We start from the raw sequence: 17171 nt of genomic DNA, 5'->3' as shown, positions 1-17171 counted from the left end.
ATAGGTCGTTTATTGTTGCAGTCAATTCTTTAGTGTTTGCCAGTTAGCCTTGGTTGTTGTCATACATCTGTTATAGGAAATATTTGTTTCATTTTCAACTTAAATGAAAACATTAATTCCAAGTTGTGATCTGATAAGGGTTTTTAGGTAACATCTCGTTATATAAGGTTAATTTTCTAATAAGTTAGGTACCATTCAGAGGTAAGAACAGAAAAAATAGAATATTAGAATTTTTGTTTCATTTATGGCTTGGTATATATGGAGTGTGTGTTGGTTAGCAAATCTCCAGGATTTCCTCTTTCAAATATGGGATGCAGGGAAATCCTGGCAGTGAGTTATTCTGATAGCAATATTGGAGTAATAAAGTCAGTTATTTATTTTATTTACCTGTTCTTTTTGGTGTACTATTTATTGCAAGTTTTTTGAATAGCATTTTACCTATCTGGTATAGCGCATAAGATAGTATTAATACAGCAGAAAGGTAATAAATGATCATGATTACTTTGGGAACGTTATGTGCAAGAAATACGTATATAGAGATGGAACATAGTGTAATTAACCATGCAACTGGTTTCACCATAGACCAAGGTGTAATATTTACCTGTTCGGTATAAACATCTGCAAATGGCTTAGCTGGAAAAAAGTAGCCAATAGCCAACATGAAAATAACATTGAGAACAAATAAAATACCAACCAGATGAAAAAAGTGCAGGTCAATTTTTAAAATAAAATTACAGATAATATAGGCAGACATCCCGAATAATAGGCCAAGTTTAGCGGCAATAGGCGGCACTCGTTTAGTCATCAGACCAACTAATACCACACTGAGAATTGGCGCGTTAAAAATTCCTTGTAATTGTTGAATGAGATAGAACAGACCATCCGGTGCATTAGCGACTAACGGTGCGACGATCATAGTGATTAACGCTAACCCGATCCCCAAATATTTACTCATAGCGACTGTTTGAGTTTCGGTGGCATTTTGGTTGATTCGCGGTTTGTAAATATTGACGATAAACAGTGTTACAGATGAATTAAGTCCGCCGCTGAATGTGGAAAATACCGCACCGACCACCACCGCGGCGAAGAAACCAACCAATACTTCCGGTAGAATTAAATGGACTAATTCTGGGTAAGCGTTATCTGGATTATCTATTTGTCCTTTGAAAATATGGAAAGCAATAATGCCTGGCAAAATAATAATAGACGGCATGATGAGTTTAAGTAAAGCACACAACATGACGCCTTTTTGTCCTTCGGCGAGATTTTTTGCACCAAGAGCCTTCTGGACAATGGATTGATTGGTACACCAAAAAAACATATTGGAAACAATTAAGCCGGTAAATAGTGTAGAGAAAGGAACCAGAGAATCTTCACTGCCGATGGAGTTAAATTTATCAGGATTAGATTGATAAACTTCAACTAATCCTTGCCAGGCATTGCCATTGCCGACATAGAGCAGAGCAAAAATGGTTACCATTAACCCACCAACGATTAAGCCAATGCCGTTAATGGTATCTGCGGCGGCAATGGCTTTAATACCACCAAAGATGGCATAAACCGCACCTAATCCACCAACGCCCCAAACCATAATCCATAATGCCGTAGTTTTATCAATACTGAATACATTGGAAACCTGAAATAGACTTTCCAATGCAATCGCGCCGGTATACAGCACAATGGGGAGTAGTGAAATGATATACATAGCCAGGAAAAGAATTGAGGTAATAAGTAGCGTATTTTTATCAAATCGGCGTTCAAGATATTCCGGGATGGTTGAAATACCGAGTTTCAGATATTTAGGCAGGAAATAAATAGCGAATAGAACGATTGTCACCGCGGCTATCACTTCCCAAGCCATAACGATAAAGCCAGTTCGGAATGCTAATCCATTTAAACCGATTAAATGCTCTGTGGACAGGTTCATCAATAACATAGAGCTACCAATATAAACACCTGTGAGAGATCGTCCGCCAAGAAAATAGCCTTCAGTGGATTCTGTCAGACGAGCATTATGGGTTTTGTAATAAGCGAAGCCAGCCACTAATAAGGTAAAACCAATAAATGAGAGAAAAGCTAACATACTATCCTCCAAGCCTGATTGACTATTTTCAGGCAGCAATATGCTGACGGGAAAGCGGCCTTTCCCGTTTTTAGGGTGAAAATAAATGTGAGTCAGTTAGAAATGTAGGGCTGTTTTATAATCTGATTTCTTTACCTGAATGTAGGGATTCGAGCGCTTTATCGGCCAGATAAAGTGCCTGTTCGCCATCAGTGCCACTGCATTCTGGTGTGGCACGACCAGCCATGACATCGACAAAATGGTCCCATTCAGCAATGTAGGCCTCCCGGTAACGTTGCAGGAAGAAATGCTCTGGCTTGGCTGTTAAACAACCACTGTTTTCCCAGAGTTCAACGCTGTTTTCTTTGATGTTGCCGGCGCTAAGCAGCCCTTTTTCACCATGCAATTCAATCCGTTGGTCATAGCCGTACCCGGAGCGGCGGCTATTGGTAATGGTTGCCATTGCCCCTGATGGGAATTTCATAACGATAAAGGCGGTGTCAATATCACCCGCTTGCCCAATTGCTGGATCAACCAGATTACTGCCTTGGGCGTAGATCGAGCAGGGTTCCTCACCGATAATAAAACGCGCCATATCGAAGTCATGTATTGTCATATCCCGGAACATACCACCAGAAACTTTGACGTATTCAGCGGAGGGAGGAGAGGGATCGCGGGAAATAATCAGCAGAGATTCAGCTTTTCCTATCGTGCCAGCATCAAACAGGGTTTTTACTCGGCGGAATTGCGGATCATAACGACGGTTAAAGCCAACAAATAAGGGCACCTGATATTGTTTAACGGTTTTAAGGCAATGACGAATACGTTCGATATCAAGATGAACCGGTTTTTCACAGAAGATTTTTTTATGATGTTTTGCTGCGAGTTCAATTAAGTCTGCATGAGTATCTGTTGCTGAGGCAATAAGAACACCATCTATTTGAGGGTCAGACATTGCCTGTTCAGTAGTTTGTCTTTTTGTTTGGTATTGCTGTACTAAAAGTTCAGCACTTTTCTGATGGGGATCGACAACCGAATAAAGAGAAGTTTCTTTATGATGAGAGATATTCACTGCGTGTACTTGCCCAATTCGCCCAGCGCCAAATAATGCAATGTTGAACATGGATGCTCCTTGATACCTAAATATCTGCTTATGAGATACTTTAAAATATATCAAATAAAACATTTATTTCAATTTATCAATATTTGGAAATTATATTTTTGAGTGCGGCGTAGCATTTTGTTAATGATAATATTAAATTTATGTTAATTAGATCACGTAAAGTAAGATTAATACTGGATGGATTGGAACATTTGTCCTTTAAAAACAAATTATAATATACATTCGACTAAGTATATGGTTACGCTGAGTTATAGAGATTGATGAAAGAAAAAGAGTCACTTATTTCCAGAATAAAAATTCCAAAAATGGCATTGAAAACGGTGAGGAAAGGGAAAATGGCCTGTAAAATAACAGGCCATTAACTTCTAGTACTGACGTACTTTGGTTGCAACCATCTCCTTTATTTTCTTTGCGGCAGACTCTATAGCTGGGTTTTCCGCTACTTGTGCTGTGCCTACTCGCCACCATGATTCATAATCATGTGTCATCGTTTTAGGCAGCACTTTGATATCTATGAGTACCGGCACCGTCTGTTTTTGGGCTTCTTGTAATGCATAAAGCAGTTGCTGTTCATCATGGACTCGGTAACTTTTGCAGCCGTAGCTTTCTGCATTTTTGGCGAAATCGACTTTAATCAGTTTGCCATCCATGTTGCCATTTTCTGGGTTCCGGTAGCGATTTTCTGTTCCGAAACTGCCCATCCCTTGGCTCATTTGTAGATTATTGATGCAGCCAAATCCCGCGTTATCAAATAACAACACGGTGATTTTGATATTTTCCTGTACTGCGGTTTGCAGCTCTGAATGAAGCATCATATAAGCGCCATCACCGACTATGGCATAAACCGGTTGGTTGGGGCAGGCTAGTTTAGCGCCAATAGCAGCGGCTATCTCATAGCCCATACAGGAATAGCCATACTCAAGATGATAGGTATCCGGTTGTTTGGGTTGCCATAATCGCTGTAAATCGCCAGGAAGGGAACCTGATGCACCAACAATAATCGCTTCGGGCTCAAGATATTTGTCTAATAATCCCAATACGCTGGTTTGTGTCAGGCGGGTTTGTAATGTTTGGCTGTACTCTTCCAATTTATCATCAAGATGACCGGGAATTTCTGGTGTGAAATCTGCCTGATATTCAATGTCGAACAGACGATTTAACTCTTTTCGCCATGTTTCCCGTGCCTGATGAATCTCATCTTGATAACCACTGCGATAATTCAATTGAATAAGTTGTCCTGCAATAGCGTTTAACCCTGCTTGGGCGTCTGATACAACGGGGATTGCATCCAGTTTGCAGGCGTCGAATTCCGCTACATTGATAGTGAGAAATTCAACTTCTGGATGCTGAAATAGCGATTTGGATGCAGTGGTAAAATCAGTAAATCGGCTGCCAACGCCAATAATCAAATCGGCCTCTTTGGCGATCAAGTTGGCAGCAAGACAGCCGGTTGTGCCTAAGCCACCACAATTAAGGGGATGGTCGGCAATGACGGCGCTTTTACCTGCCTGTGTTTCAGCAAAAGGAATATTGAAGTGTTCTGCGAATTGACGAAAAGCGTTATGAGCTTCTGAATAGCGCACTCCACCACCGCAGATAAGTAAAGGTTTTTTCTTGCGGTTTATGAGTGCCACCGCATCGTTAATCATGGCGACAGAAGCAGGGCGGCGTTCAATGCGGTGAATTCGTTTTTGGAAGAAATAGTCAGGAAAATCCCAAATCTCACCTTGAACATCTTGTGGCAAACAGATTGTGACGGCACCGGTATCGGCGGGATCGGTCAGAACTCGCATCGCATTAATCATAGCGCTCATTAGCTGTTCTGGTCTGGAGATACGATCCCAATAACGAGAAACAGGGCGGAAGCAGTCATTGGTGCTGATAGTATGGTCGTGGAACTGTTCAACCTGTTGTAAGACGGGATCAGGCTGACGGCAGGCGAAGAGATCACCGGGTAATAACAGCAGAGGAATGCGATTAGCTGTGGCAGTTGCCGCAGCGGTGACCATATTGGCGGAGCCAGGGCCAACAGAGGAGGTTACGGCAAAAATCTGTTTGCGCTTTTTCTGTTTAGCAAAACCTGTGGCGATATGGGCCATACCTTGCTCATTGCATCCTTGGTAAACGGTCAAATGACCAGGATCTTGCTCCAGTGCTTGCCCCAATCCAACAACATTACCGTGACCAAAAATGGTAAAGATTCCTCTGATGAATGGGTATTGCTCTCCGTCTGCTTCCACATATTGCTGGTTCAGGAATTTCACCAATGCTTGAGCCGTTGTCATTGTTGATTTGTTCATGTTACAGAACTCCATTTTATTCCATTGTTGGCATCACAAAACTGCTGGAATGATGTTCTAACCTGATACTTGCTGGCCAGCGGCTGGTAACGGTTTTCATGCGGGTGTAGAAGCGAACGCCATCATTACCGTGAACGTTAAGTGGGCCAAAAATTGAGCGTTTCCAGCCCCCGAAGCTGTGGAAGGCCACTGGTACCGGAATGGGGATATTGATGCCTACCATACCTGTTTGTACATCTTCGCTAAACTGGCGAGCTGTTTCTCCGTCGCGGGTGAATATCGCGGTACCATTACCATATTGATGGCAGTTAATTAATGTTAGCGCGGTGGCATAATCGGCTACACGGACAATTGACAGAACAGGGCCGAAGATCTCTTCTTGATAGATTTTCATCTCTGGCGTGACATTATCGAACAGCGTCGGGCCAATAAAATAGCCATTTTCATAACCCGGAACTTTGAGTTGACGGCCATCAATTAACAAGCTGGCCCCCTGTTTTTCGCCACTATCGATGTAATCACAGATTTTAGCTTGGTGTTGGGCGGAGATAACGGGACCCATATCGTTTTCTTTCGTTGCGACAATACCGGGACCGACAGATATTTTGTTGATCTGTTGACGTAATTTTTCAATTAACGCATCTGCCGTTTCATCCCCAACCGCCAATACAACAGACAGTGCCATACAACGTTCACCGGCTGCGCCAAAAGCCGCACCTGTAATAGCACTGCTCGCCATATCGAGGTCGGCATCTGGCATCAGAATACAGTGATTTTTTGCGCCTCCCAGCGCCTGACAGCGTTTCCCATGAGTTGAGGCGGTAGTGTAGATATATTCAGCGACGGGCGTTGAACCCACAAAGCTGACAGCTTGCACGCGTGGATCTGTTAGTAATATATCGACGGCTTCTTTATCGCCGTTGACAACATTAAATACGCCATCGGGTAAACCGGATTGTTTAAGTAGTGATGCTAATTCAAGCGCGAGAGAGGGATCTTTTTCTGAAGGTTTCAATACGAAAGTATTCCCTGTCGCTAATGCGATAGGAAACATCCACATAGGAACCATGGCCGGGAAGTTGAAAGGGGTAATGCCAACACAAACGCCTAAAGGCTGCATTAATGAATGGCTATCTATACCTGTTCCGGTATTAGCGGAATGTTCACCTTTTTGTAGATGAGGAATGCCACAGGCAAACTCAACGACTTCCAGACCGCGAGTTAATTCACCAATGGCATCTGAATAGATTTTTCCGTGTTCTTCTGAAATCAATCGTGCCAGTTTATCTATATTAGCTTCCAGTAATGTTTTGAACTGGAACATAACACGAGCACGTTTCAGTGGTGAAACTTTAGACCATTCCCTGTAAGCCTGATGAGCGGCTTCAATTGCTTGTTCAACTTCATGGTCTGTGCTTAGTGCTACCTGACGTATCTGTTTTCCCGTTGCTGGATTGAAAACCGGCGAAAAACGGGTGCTATGACTGGGAATAAGCTGCCCATTAACATAATTCTGTACCTGTTCCATTCTGAGCCTCTTTTGCGGATTTGATGTTAGTACTGAATCGGAAACGTTGATAATAGATATATGAAATATATGTTTTATTTTCAATATGATTTGGAACAAAAGGCAATTAGTGTGATCGGAGTAAAGTTTTTATGAATGACCGATAATTAGGTGACTAATTAGGTGTTAATCAATATATTAGTCATAATAAATCATTACAATGAATGGATTATGTGTTTCATTTTTAACTATAAAAATGAAATATGATTCAGCTTATACGGTAAAACGATTACAATTGCTGGCGATAAATTTTATGGGGGATTTATGTCTGTCGCATCGAATCTGAATGAATTTCAAGAACAAGTCCGTTCACGCTATAGTGGATTGAGTAAACGCCTGCAACAAGTAGCTCGATATGTGCTGGATAATACGAATAGTGTCGCTTTTGATACTGTTGCTGTGATTGCCAGAGAAGCTGATGTTCCTCCATCAACATTAATTCGTTTCGCGAATGCATTTGGTTTCAGTGGTTTTAATGAAATGAAACAGCTATTTCGTATGCATATGGTGGAAGAAACCGCCAGTTATACAGACCGGGCCAGATTATTTAGAGAACTGGATGGCGAACAGGAACCGCCTGAAGACCCTCAGCATATTTTGCAGGAATTTGCTCGTTCAAATGTGCAGGCTATGCAACAGTTAGCTGCCAGAACAGCCCCTGAAGATTTAAGGAACGCGGTAGAGTTATTGGCTCAAGCTAAGAATATTTACATTATTGGGCTGCGTCGTTCTTTTAGTGTGGCGGTTTATCTTTCTTATGCATTGAATCATCTGGAATGTCGTCCTTTACTCGTGGATGGTTTGGGGGGAATGTTCAGGGAACAGATTAATTTAATTGGGGAAGAAGATGTTGTTGTTTCAATCAGTTTTACCCCTTATGCAGAAGAGACGCTGATGGTCAGTGAACGGGCGGCAAAAGCCGGGGCAAAACAGATTGTGATTACAGATAGCCAGATTAGCCCGCTTGCCAGCTTTAGTGATGTTTGTTTTGTGGTTAAAGAAGCACAGGTGGAGGCATTCCGTTCTCAGTCTGCTACTTTGTGTTTAGTGCAATCTTTGGCGGTTTCTCTGGCTTATCGGCAAGGAAATACGATTTAATTGTGTATATTCCCGATGAACCTCTAATGACTATTGACCCGCGAATCCCGGCGGGTAATGCTTTATCAGGTCAGTAGAAAGCACATAATTTAAATAGAGTGTAAACCTGATATTGAAACTGGTTTGTTAGACATAAATGTTGTTGATTCTTATTGGTGATAATTATTTAATAATTATTCTGAGTTATGGTTTTGAAAAGGGATCAATATGATGAGTAAAGGATCGCGTTACATTTTTGTCATTTTATCTGCAATTTCTTTCCAGGCATTTGCCTCAAATTTTGACTACAAAAGTGATATTCCTGCTGATAATAAGCCATCTGCGGACTATTTGAAGAAACGGGAAAATCTTCAATCTAAGCATTGGGATGTGGATAAACTCATTACGGATAATAATGCGGTGGAGAAGCGGGAACTGGCAAGACAGATGAAAGAAGATGAACTTAATCGGAAGAGCCGAGAGTTTAATGATCGTGTCAATGAGAAAATCCGTCAGGATCTTGAGCGTACTGCGCGTATTAAAGAGAATAACGGTATGACCAGAAGTAACTTTTTTGATCGGGAATAACCGTGACTTAAAGCAGTTCGACAGTGAAGTGAATCCTAAAGCTAGCAAGCCTGCCTATATACCCTATGGATTTCAAGATGCATCGAGACGGCAAGGGAGCTAATCCCCGGGAGCATAGAGAACTATGTGACCGGGGTGAGTGAGTGCAGCCAACAAAGAGGCAACTTGAAAGATAACGGGTATAAATATTATTGAGCTTTCGCTTCTGATTTATCAGCACTATTGAGCAGGCGGCGAATAGGGACAATTAACACCATCAATACCACTGCACAAATAATCAGAGCCAGAGATACACGGGAGAACAGATCAGGTAGGTTGTCCAGTTGGTCAGCGCGCACATGTCCGCCAATCAAACCGGCAGCTAGATTACCCAAGGCACTTGCACAAAACCACAAGCCCATGACCTGACCACGCATTCGCGATGGGGCCAGTAGCGTCATCGTCGCGAGACCAATGGGGCTAAGGCACAGCTCACCGAGTGTCAGCAACAGAATACTTGCGACCAGCCAGAGTGGAGAAACAGTTTCACCTGTTGCTAATACATTCTGGGCCGCCAGGATCATCAGACCAAAACCACCGGCACCGAACAGAATACCAATAATGAATTTACTGATACTGCTTGGGTTAATATTACTTTTGGCCAACGCAGGCCAGAGCCAGCTGAATACGGGGGCCAGTAGGACAATGAATAGTGCGTTGATTGATTGGAACCATACTGTTGGGATCTCAAATCCCATCACTAAACGGTTAGTATAATCATTGGCAAACAGGTTAAATGAGGTTGGTTTTTGCTCGAATGCAGACCAAAAGAAGGCAGCAGATACTAACAGAATAAAACAAACTAGCAGGCGGGAACGGTCACTACCACTCAAACCAGCAAACAGGAATAGATAGATAAAGTAAAGTGTTACACAGGATGAGATGACATAAACCATCGTGCTGGCTACAGCCACTGGATTAAATGGAATGATACCGAGGGTAAGTAGGACAATGGTTGCCATCATAGCGAGAATAGCGGTAAAAACCCATTTGCCGACATTTTTACGTTTGACTGTAGGGCGATCCCAGTTTGAATCCAGCCCACCTTCTTTGTCATAACGGCGCATCAGGGGAACCGCATAGAAGCGGAATATCAGTAGAGCAACTAGCATGCCTAGCCCACCAATACCAAAACCCCAATGCCAGCCATAGTCTTGAATTAATAAGCCGGTGATTAATGGAGAGATAAAGGAGCCGAGATTAATTCCCATGTAGAATAGGGAAAAACCACCATCACGGCGTGGATCATCTTTTTTATACAGTGTGCCGACCATCACGGTGATACAGGTTTTAAATAGCCCTGTTCCTAATACGATCAGTAGTAAACCGATAAAAAACAGGTGATGACTGAAGAAAGCGGAAAGAGCGATAGACAAGTGCCCTAGTGCAATAATGATTGAGCCATACCAGACTGCTTGACGTTGACCTAACCAGTTGTCCGCCAGCCAACCACCGGGTAGTGCGGTCAGATAAACACTACCTGCAAAGATACCGACAATGGCAGCGGCCTGTTCACGAGGAATACCCATACCACCATCATAGATGGTTGCAGCCATGAATAAGATCAGCAGTGGACGAATGCCGTAGTAAGAGAAACGTTCCCACATTTCTGTGAAGAACAAAGAACTTAATGGATAAGGATGCCCAAAGAAAGTTCTGGTTTTCGTATTGTTAATGGAGGATTGCATCTAAGTTTTCCTATAAGACTACACTCTAAGAGTGCAGTGTGTGTGTGACAAATAAAGCTTTTAACAAGCTCTTTCAAATTTAGGTTTAGAGCAAACAAAAAAGCCCCGTTTTTATTAAATGATGTCCTGTTTTGTTAATATATTTTTAACATATTTTTCGGTCAATTTTATTAACAAGTAAGATATCTCTTACTTTATATTCCATTTTTCGGAGCAAAATCCGACATCAATCTCATTTCTCATCATTGATTGGTTACAATGAGATAAGACCTATTGACTTACTTCTATTTATATTCGATGTCTTTTTATGGGAAAAATATTTTAAAATAATAAATTAAGTAATAACTATAATGTATAAAACATCTTTTCAAAGGCTAGATATTAACGGTGATAGTGAAAGATAAAAAAAGTAAAGTAACCTGATTGTCAACTTAGTATTTATTAGTCGAATCCGCCTTGGAAATAAATTAGATTAAAAAATATGGCATCAGCATTGAAATAAGATAGTCAATTATTGGGTTGCATACGAAAGTGATTATGGCTGTTTCCTGGATAAAGAAACAGCCATGAATAAATTTAATGGACTTTATCAGCTTGTCCGTAGAGAGAAGGCATACCCTTAGGCCGGGTTTTAAAGCGACGATGTAACCACATATATTGATCAGGCGCCTGTAAAATTTCCTGTTCGACAACTCTGTTCATGAAAGCAGCCGCTTTCACTTCATCATCTTTTGGAAATCCTGCTACTGCCGGTTGAATAATCAGTTCATAGCCTTTTCCATCAGGCAGACGACGGGGAGTAAATGGGATCATTGCCGGATCAGCGAGGCGTACAAGTATCGACGTGCCTGTAGTGGTTGCAGCGTGTTCTACAGCAAATAGTGGTGCAAATACGCTTTTTCGTGGGCCGTAATCATGATCGGGGGCGTACCAGACAACTTCGCCATTTTTCAGACAGCCGATCATGCCTTTGACATCTTTTCTATCCAACATATATTTGTTGGAGCGCAGTCGTCCCCATGTTTGTAGCCAATCCATAACTGGATTATCATTTGGTCGGTAGACGCCAATGCCAGGATTGAGCAAACCGAGAATGCGGGCACCGAGTTCCAGTGTCAGGAAATGGATACCAATAACAATAATTCCTTGCCCAGTAGTTTGAATTTTCTGAATGTTTTCTCGCCCAGTTACTTTAAACCAGCGTTCTATCCGCCAGTCAGGCCAAAACCAGGCCATACCCGTTTCAAATATTCCCATTCCGACGGATTCGAAGTTTTTTATTAATAGCGCGTTGCGCTCTTCTTGTGGCATATCAGGAAAACATAGCTCAAGATTTCTTTCGGCAACTTTGGCACGTTTTTTCAGAAAGCGCATAGAAAATCTGCCCAGACGAATGCCTATCCAGTAAATAATGGGGTAGGGGAGTAGAACCAGTAAGTAAAGCAGACTGATACCAAACCAAGTAGGCCAATAACGAGGATGCAGTAGTGAACGTTGAAAAGAAGGTGCTTGTATCATGGATTCTCAGGTTTTTATAGTTCCAAGTAAGATGGACAAAACAATTTCCTTATTGTGACACTTTTTGACGGGATATCGAAGTTTTCAAGCATGAAATGTTTATGATCTCGATTTTGGTGCACTTAGCTTTTGTCATTGGTAAAGAATGATAGCTCATAATTTATTGATAAATAAAAATTAAAATAGTTTTACAGTGCTATTTACAATTCATGTAGATAATATTACTGTTTATATGAACAGTATTGTTTGTGGAGGGGAAAATTATGCATGTAGAAGTCACGATCGATAAATCTAAAAAACTGCCAAAAGGTGCTATCCCTGCGCTTGCTGTAGAACTGGATAACCGTCTTAAACGTCGCTGGCCTGATATTAAAACCAATGTGAAGTTGGCAAGTCATGATGGGCTATCTGTTCGTGGTGGCACTCCCGATGACAGGAAAGCCGTTGAAGAGATTCTACAAGAGACCTGGGAAAGCGCTGATGATTGGTTCCAGCCTTGATAGAGAGTTACAAATGACTACTCGTTGAAAATCATTTTCGTTATCATATACCCTATAGATTTCAAGATGGATCGCGATGGCAAGGGAGTGAATCCCCGGGAGCATAGGTAACTGTGTGACCGGGGTGAGCGAGTGCAGCCAACAAAGAGGCAACTTGAAAGATATCAGGTATATTACGTTTGATAGCGGAGGCTATCACTTATACATCCCTATTTTATGACTTGAAATTCAGGAAAGTACACCATGTCAGTGTTACACAACCGCATTTCTAATAAAGAGCTGAAAGCACGTATGTTGGCGGAGACCCAACCTCGTATTACCATCTCTTTTTACAAATATTTTAATATCTTAGATCCTCTGGCTTTTCGTAACAGCTTGTATCAACAATTTACCGACCTCTCAGTATTTGGCCGGGTTTATATTGCGAAAGAAGGGATCAATGCTCAGATAAGTTTACCAACTGATAATTTAGAAGCATTTAAAGCTTTGTTGTATAGCGTTGATCCTGCATTGGATAATTTGAGGCTGAATATTGCGCTTGATGATGATGGGAAATCTTTCTGGGTTTTGCGTATGAAAGTACGTGACCGCGTAGTGGCTGATGGGATTGAAGATGAAACTTTTGATCCATCAAAAACCGGCGCGTACCTTAAAGCTGAGCAGGTCAACCAGATGCTGGATGATCCTGATACGCTATTTGTTGATATGCGCAATCACTATGAATATGAAGTCGGGCATTTTGAAAATGCAATTGAAATTCCTTCTGATACATTCCGTGAACAGTTGCCAATGGCTGCGGAAATGTTGCAGGATAATAAGGATAAAAATATTGTAATGTATTGCACCGGTGGTATTCGCTGTGAAAAAGCCAGTGCCTATATGTTGCACAATGGTTTTAAAAACGTCTATCACGTAGAGGGCGGTATTATCGAATATGCCCGTAAAGCGAGAGAACAGGGATTACCGGTACGTTTTATGGGTAAAAATTTTGTCTTTGATGAGCGGATGGGAGAGCGTATTTCAGATGATGTGATTGCTCATTGCCATCAATGTGGCGTGTCTTGCGACAGTCATACTAATTGTAAAAATGAAGGTTGCCACTTGCTATTTATTCAGTGTCCAGAGTGTGCAACTAAATTTGAAGGCTGTTGTAGTGAAATATGCAGAGAAGAAGTCAGGTTACCGGAAACCGAGCAGCGTACTCGCCGTGCCGGTCGTGAAAATGGAGCAAAAATATTTAATAAATCCCGACATCGTCTACAGGATGGGTTGAACAGTACTTCACTACAGTCTGTTGAATAACATGATTAATCGCTGGCACAGAGATCAATGTGCCAGTTTATTTGATTTAGTTAATAGAGATATTTAAATACATTGTAAATAAAGCAGAGTTCAATTCTATTGCGTACATTTATTTTTTCAGTAATGTGTCTTTTATGGGAATAGACTGTGCTACTACTGATTTTTAACTTTTTTGATATCTGGTAATTAGGGATTTCTTGCATCCAGTAATCGATAACTTTGTGCTCTTGAGGACTGAACATAGAACAACATTGGTCAACTGTTGTTTTATGTCTCTGAATTTCTTGTAATGTAGTTTTGCTAATCTTATTAAGCAGATAGGTAAGATTTCTCTTTGACAGAATAAAAGAACTATCCTTCAATGTAATATAATGGTCACAATAAGGATAGGCGCTATTAAGGTATATATATATACGCGTGTTATCTATAAGAGTAATAAATTTCTGTAAATCGGAGCAGTAACTGGCATGATGACAATAATGTGTCAAATTAGCTAAAACGATATCAGGAGCAAAATGAGTTACGATGTCTATAGCCTCATTAATTGAAGGTGAGTCAACAATTTCAAGATGTTCGACATTATCATTTTTCTTTAAAAACTCTCTGATACCTGAACGGGTAAAATAGCACTCTTCAACAATTAAGATTTTCATTATTGCACATCCCTGTTCCTGTTTGGCCAAACTCACAATAAACGCCCCATCTATCAGTAGTCAACTCGGCAAATTTGATGGTTAAGTTAGCTTAATCCGAAATTATTATATAGTGATATGGTATTCCAGACAAAATCTTTGAGATGAATCGATGGGTCTCCTAACCGGACACCCATTTATACGGGTGTCCGGGTTTAAGATTATTAATGCTTTGTATGGTTTAGATCGCTGTATTCTGAAGATTCGATCTTTTCAATTCCTGCCTGGAGGATGTATATCAACTGCTTTGCAATGTCAGTTGTCAACCATAAGGTTCGATCTACCATAACATGTTCTGGTGTTTGATCTTGGGAGGACAAATAGTGAAGGCGTAGCATCACTGCATCATATGTATCGACGGTACTGACATCCCAACCTACAACAGGATGCGTTTGAATAACTTCATCTTTACTGCCCATAAAACCTCCTAATCAGATCACTGCATTATTTATTAATATCATTGACTAAGAGCAAACTACCTCATTCTTGAATGAGTCATTAGTTAGTATATGCTTTTTAATGAAAGTAAGAAGGTTTTTTGTTAGGAATTATGAAGCAGTTTGTTGGTGTATTGATATACCCGTTATCTTTCAAGCTGCCTCTTTGTTGGCTGCATTCGCTCACCCCGGCCACATAGTTCGCTATGCCCCCGGGGATTTTCTCCCTTGCCGTCGCGATCCATCTTGAAATCCATAGGGTATAACTATGTAAATTAATGGGGATGATGACCATCCCCATGTTATATCAGTCTGCTACTTTCACATCCCAGCGAGCATCTTCGCCAGCCAAAAATGGAATAAGTTTTTCATTATTGCAATCAATGTGTTCAATTACGGTAGAAGGTTTGCGAGTTAGTTCGATAAAGCCTTCATTGACAGGTAGCCCGTAAAATTTAGGGCCATTAAATGAACAAAAAGCTTCAAAATGCGGTAATGCATTCATCTCCTCAAACACTGTTGCATAAGCAGGTAACGCTGATGGTGCGTTAAAGACGCCGGCACAACCGCAGGAGGATTCTTTCTTGTGTTGTGCATGTGGTGCTGAGTCTGTTCCTAGAAAGAAGCGATCACAGCCACTGGCGACGGCTGCCCGTAAAGCCTCTTGATGCACATTGCGTTTCAGCACAGGCAGACAGTATAGGTGTGGCCGAATCCCACCAACCAGCATATGGTTGCGATTGAACATGAGATGCTGTGGAGTTAATGTTGCTGCCAGATTGTTATTACCTTCCAGCACATATTGTGCAGCTTCTTTGGTAGTTATGTGTTCAAACACAACTTTCAGTGCTGGGAATTGATTACGTAGTGGCTCCATGACTTGTTCAATAAAGCGGGCTTCTCGATCAAAAATATCAATATGAGAAGCAGTCACTTCACCGTGGACGAGCAGAGGCATCCCCAGTTTTTCCATCACGGCTAATAGTGGATAAATATTCTTTATATCAGAGACGCCGTGACTTGAATTGGTTGTGGCATTGGCAGGGTAGAGCTTACAAGCGGTAAAAATGCCTTCTTTATAACCAATTTCTATCTGAGAGCTTTCAGTCGTGTCAGTAAGATAGCAGGTCATAAGAGGCTGGAAATTATCTCCTTCGGGAATAGCTGCCAGTATTCTGTCTCTATAAGCCTTGGCACTGACCACTTCTGTAATCGGCGTAAGCAGATTAGGCATGACGATAGCTCGGCCAAAGTAATGACTGGTGTAGGGAACGACAGTTTTTAGCATTTCACCATCACGAAAATGGATGTGCCAGTCATCAGGGCGGCGGATTTTTATTGTGTATGATTCAGTGGTCATGAGAAACCGGCTCCAGTATATATGATGGGAACGAAGATGCTGAGTTCAGCATATCCAGGCCGGGAATGGATGATAAAGCTAAAATGGTTGAATAGCTATTAATGAATATAATTTTTAGAAAAAAACTCAGCCAAATCAACTAGGTTAGGGTAGTCAGAGGTGGATTTTCTTATCACAAAGGAAAAAATAAAATATGAGGGTAAAAAAGAAATGAAGTTGGCTCCTCCAACTGGACTTGAACCAGTGACATACGGATTAACAGTCCGCCGTTCTACCGACTGAACTATGGAGGAACTCCTTCACAACGGGGCGTATGTTAGTGATATGCTTCGGCTTTGTCAAAGTAGAAAACAACAAAAAAAGTTTGTTTGCTGGCAAAATGCACTTGTTGTTATATTTTTATGCTAATTACTTGAGATTTGCTGGAATTTTATTCCATTAACGTAAGTTGAATAGAACTACCGTGCTGATGTTGTGAGTAAATAGTTGGGAGAATTAAGTAGAGAAGTCAGAATAGCAAAAATCCCGCATTAAGCGGGATTTTCATAATTTGGCTCCTCCAACTGGACTTGAACCAGTGACATACGGATTAACAGTCCGCCGTTCTACCGACTGAACTATGGAGGAACTCCTTCACAACGGGGTGCATATTAACGATATGCTTTTGCTTTGTCAAAGCAGAAAATAACAAAAATGGTCTGTTTGCTGGCAAACTGAACTTGTTGATCTATTTTTATGCCGAATAAGGCTTATTTGCTGGAGATGTATGCTATAGAAGCGGGTTCGGGTTGATTAGAATTGTTATATTAACCTCAGCTTCGTTTAAAAATAGCGATATCACAATCCCGTAAATTCAGGCTCGGTTTTTTAGGTTGGAATGTATAAGCAATTAAGCCCGCGACGATTTCCAATAAAAAA

At 41.3% G+C, this 17171-nt stretch carries 14 protein-coding genes, 2 tRNA genes and 1 pseudogene; 4 read left to right on the top strand and 13 right to left on the bottom strand.

The features are described from left to right. Positions 1-379 precede the first annotated feature (379 nt). The 4 genes from SLS51_RS17755 to SLS51_RS17740 form a co-directional block, all read right to left on the bottom strand. Entirely contained in the window at positions 380-2083 is a 1704-nt protein-coding gene (locus SLS51_RS17755; RefSeq protein ID WP_323839966.1) for a solute:sodium symporter family transporter, read from the bottom strand. A 115-nt stretch (positions 2084-2198) separates the two neighbouring features. Beyond that, complete coding sequence (gene iolG / locus SLS51_RS17750) at positions 2199-3185, bottom strand: inositol 2-dehydrogenase (protein WP_323839965.1); 987 nt, start codon at positions 3183-3185, stop codon at positions 2199-2201. A 365-nt stretch (positions 3186-3550) separates the two neighbouring features. Beyond that, on the bottom strand, positions 3551-5485 hold the full coding sequence (iolD, locus tag SLS51_RS17745) for a 3D-(3,5/4)-trihydroxycyclohexane-1,2-dione acylhydrolase (decyclizing) (protein WP_323839964.1): 1935 nt from the start codon (positions 5483-5485) through the stop codon (positions 3551-3553). 16 nt (positions 5486-5501) lie between these two features. Further along, positions 5502-7013 carry a CoA-acylating methylmalonate-semialdehyde dehydrogenase gene (locus SLS51_RS17740; RefSeq protein ID WP_323839963.1) on the bottom strand — a complete coding sequence of 504 codons (1512 nt, stop codon included), beginning with the start codon at positions 7011-7013 and terminating at the stop codon, positions 5502-5504. A 303-nt stretch (positions 7014-7316) separates the two neighbouring features. Between SLS51_RS17740 and SLS51_RS17735 the strand changes: the two genes are divergently transcribed. Both SLS51_RS17735 and SLS51_RS17730 read left to right on the top strand, forming a co-directional pair. Next, on the top strand, positions 7317-8150 hold the full coding sequence (locus SLS51_RS17735; protein ID WP_323839962.1) for a MurR/RpiR family transcriptional regulator: 834 nt from the start codon (positions 7317-7319) through the stop codon (positions 8148-8150). Positions 8151-8357: 207 nt separating this feature from the next. Further along, positions 8358-8717, top strand: coding sequence for a hypothetical protein (locus tag SLS51_RS17730; RefSeq protein WP_058589470.1), 360 nt, complete (start codon positions 8358-8360; stop codon positions 8715-8717). 188 nt (positions 8718-8905) lie between these two features. On the opposite strand, the gene SLS51_RS17725 is transcribed toward SLS51_RS17730, so the two are convergent. Both SLS51_RS17725 and SLS51_RS17720 read right to left on the bottom strand, forming a co-directional pair. Beyond that, positions 8906-10444, bottom strand: a complete 1539-nt coding sequence (locus SLS51_RS17725) for a peptide MFS transporter (protein ID WP_323839961.1) — start codon at positions 10442-10444, stop codon at positions 8906-8908. 576 nt (positions 10445-11020) lie between these two features. Beyond that, a complete protein-coding gene (locus SLS51_RS17720; protein WP_323839960.1) occupies positions 11021-11962 on the bottom strand; it encodes a Kdo(2)-lipid IV(A) acyltransferase in 942 nt (313 codons plus the stop codon). A gap of 263 nt (positions 11963-12225) precedes the next feature. Between SLS51_RS17720 and SLS51_RS17715 the strand changes: the two genes are divergently transcribed. Next, on the top strand, positions 12226-12462 hold the full coding sequence (locus SLS51_RS17715) for a DinI family protein (RefSeq protein ID WP_323839959.1): 237 nt from the start codon (positions 12226-12228) through the stop codon (positions 12460-12462). Between the two features lie 61 nt (positions 12463-12523). On the opposite strand, the gene SLS51_RS17710 is transcribed toward SLS51_RS17715, so the two are convergent. After that, complete coding sequence (locus SLS51_RS17710; RefSeq protein ID WP_323839958.1) at positions 12524-12661, bottom strand: hypothetical protein; 138 nt, start codon at positions 12659-12661, stop codon at positions 12524-12526. Between the two features lie 44 nt (positions 12662-12705). Between SLS51_RS17710 and trhO the strand changes: the two genes are divergently transcribed. After that, positions 12706-13764: an oxygen-dependent tRNA uridine(34) hydroxylase TrhO gene (gene trhO, locus SLS51_RS17705; protein WP_323839957.1), complete on the top strand. Its 1059-nt coding sequence runs from the start codon at positions 12706-12708 to the stop codon at positions 13762-13764. 50 nt (positions 13765-13814) lie between these two features. On the opposite strand, the gene SLS51_RS17700 is transcribed toward trhO, so the two are convergent. The 6 genes and pseudogenes from SLS51_RS17700 to SLS51_RS24715 all read right to left on the bottom strand — a co-directional run. Further along, positions 13815-14417, bottom strand: a complete 603-nt coding sequence (locus tag SLS51_RS17700) for a response regulator transcription factor (RefSeq protein ID WP_323839986.1) — start codon at positions 14415-14417, stop codon at positions 13815-13817. 203 nt (positions 14418-14620) lie between these two features. Next, positions 14621-14875, bottom strand: a complete 255-nt coding sequence (bssS, locus tag SLS51_RS17695; protein ID WP_011146095.1) for a biofilm formation regulator BssS — start codon at positions 14873-14875, stop codon at positions 14621-14623. Between the two features lie 325 nt (positions 14876-15200). Next, on the bottom strand, positions 15201-16253 hold the full coding sequence (gene pyrC, locus SLS51_RS17690; protein ID WP_323839956.1) for a dihydroorotase: 1053 nt from the start codon (positions 16251-16253) through the stop codon (positions 15201-15203). 217 nt (positions 16254-16470) lie between these two features. Beyond that, a tRNA-Asn gene (locus SLS51_RS17685) sits at positions 16471-16546 on the bottom strand. A gap of 258 nt (positions 16547-16804) precedes the next feature. After that, positions 16805-16880, bottom strand: a tRNA-Asn gene (locus tag SLS51_RS17680). Positions 16881-17065: 185 nt separating this feature from the next. Then, positions 17066-17171, bottom strand: a pseudogene (locus SLS51_RS24715) (IS982 family transposase); the annotation flags it as partial.

Source organism: Photorhabdus africana (assembly GCF_035181445.1).
Taxonomy (GTDB): domain Bacteria; phylum Pseudomonadota; class Gammaproteobacteria; order Enterobacterales; family Enterobacteriaceae; genus Photorhabdus; species Photorhabdus laumondii.
The sequence above is the reverse complement of the archived record's forward strand: the minus strand, read 5'-3'. Positions and strand labels throughout refer to the sequence as shown.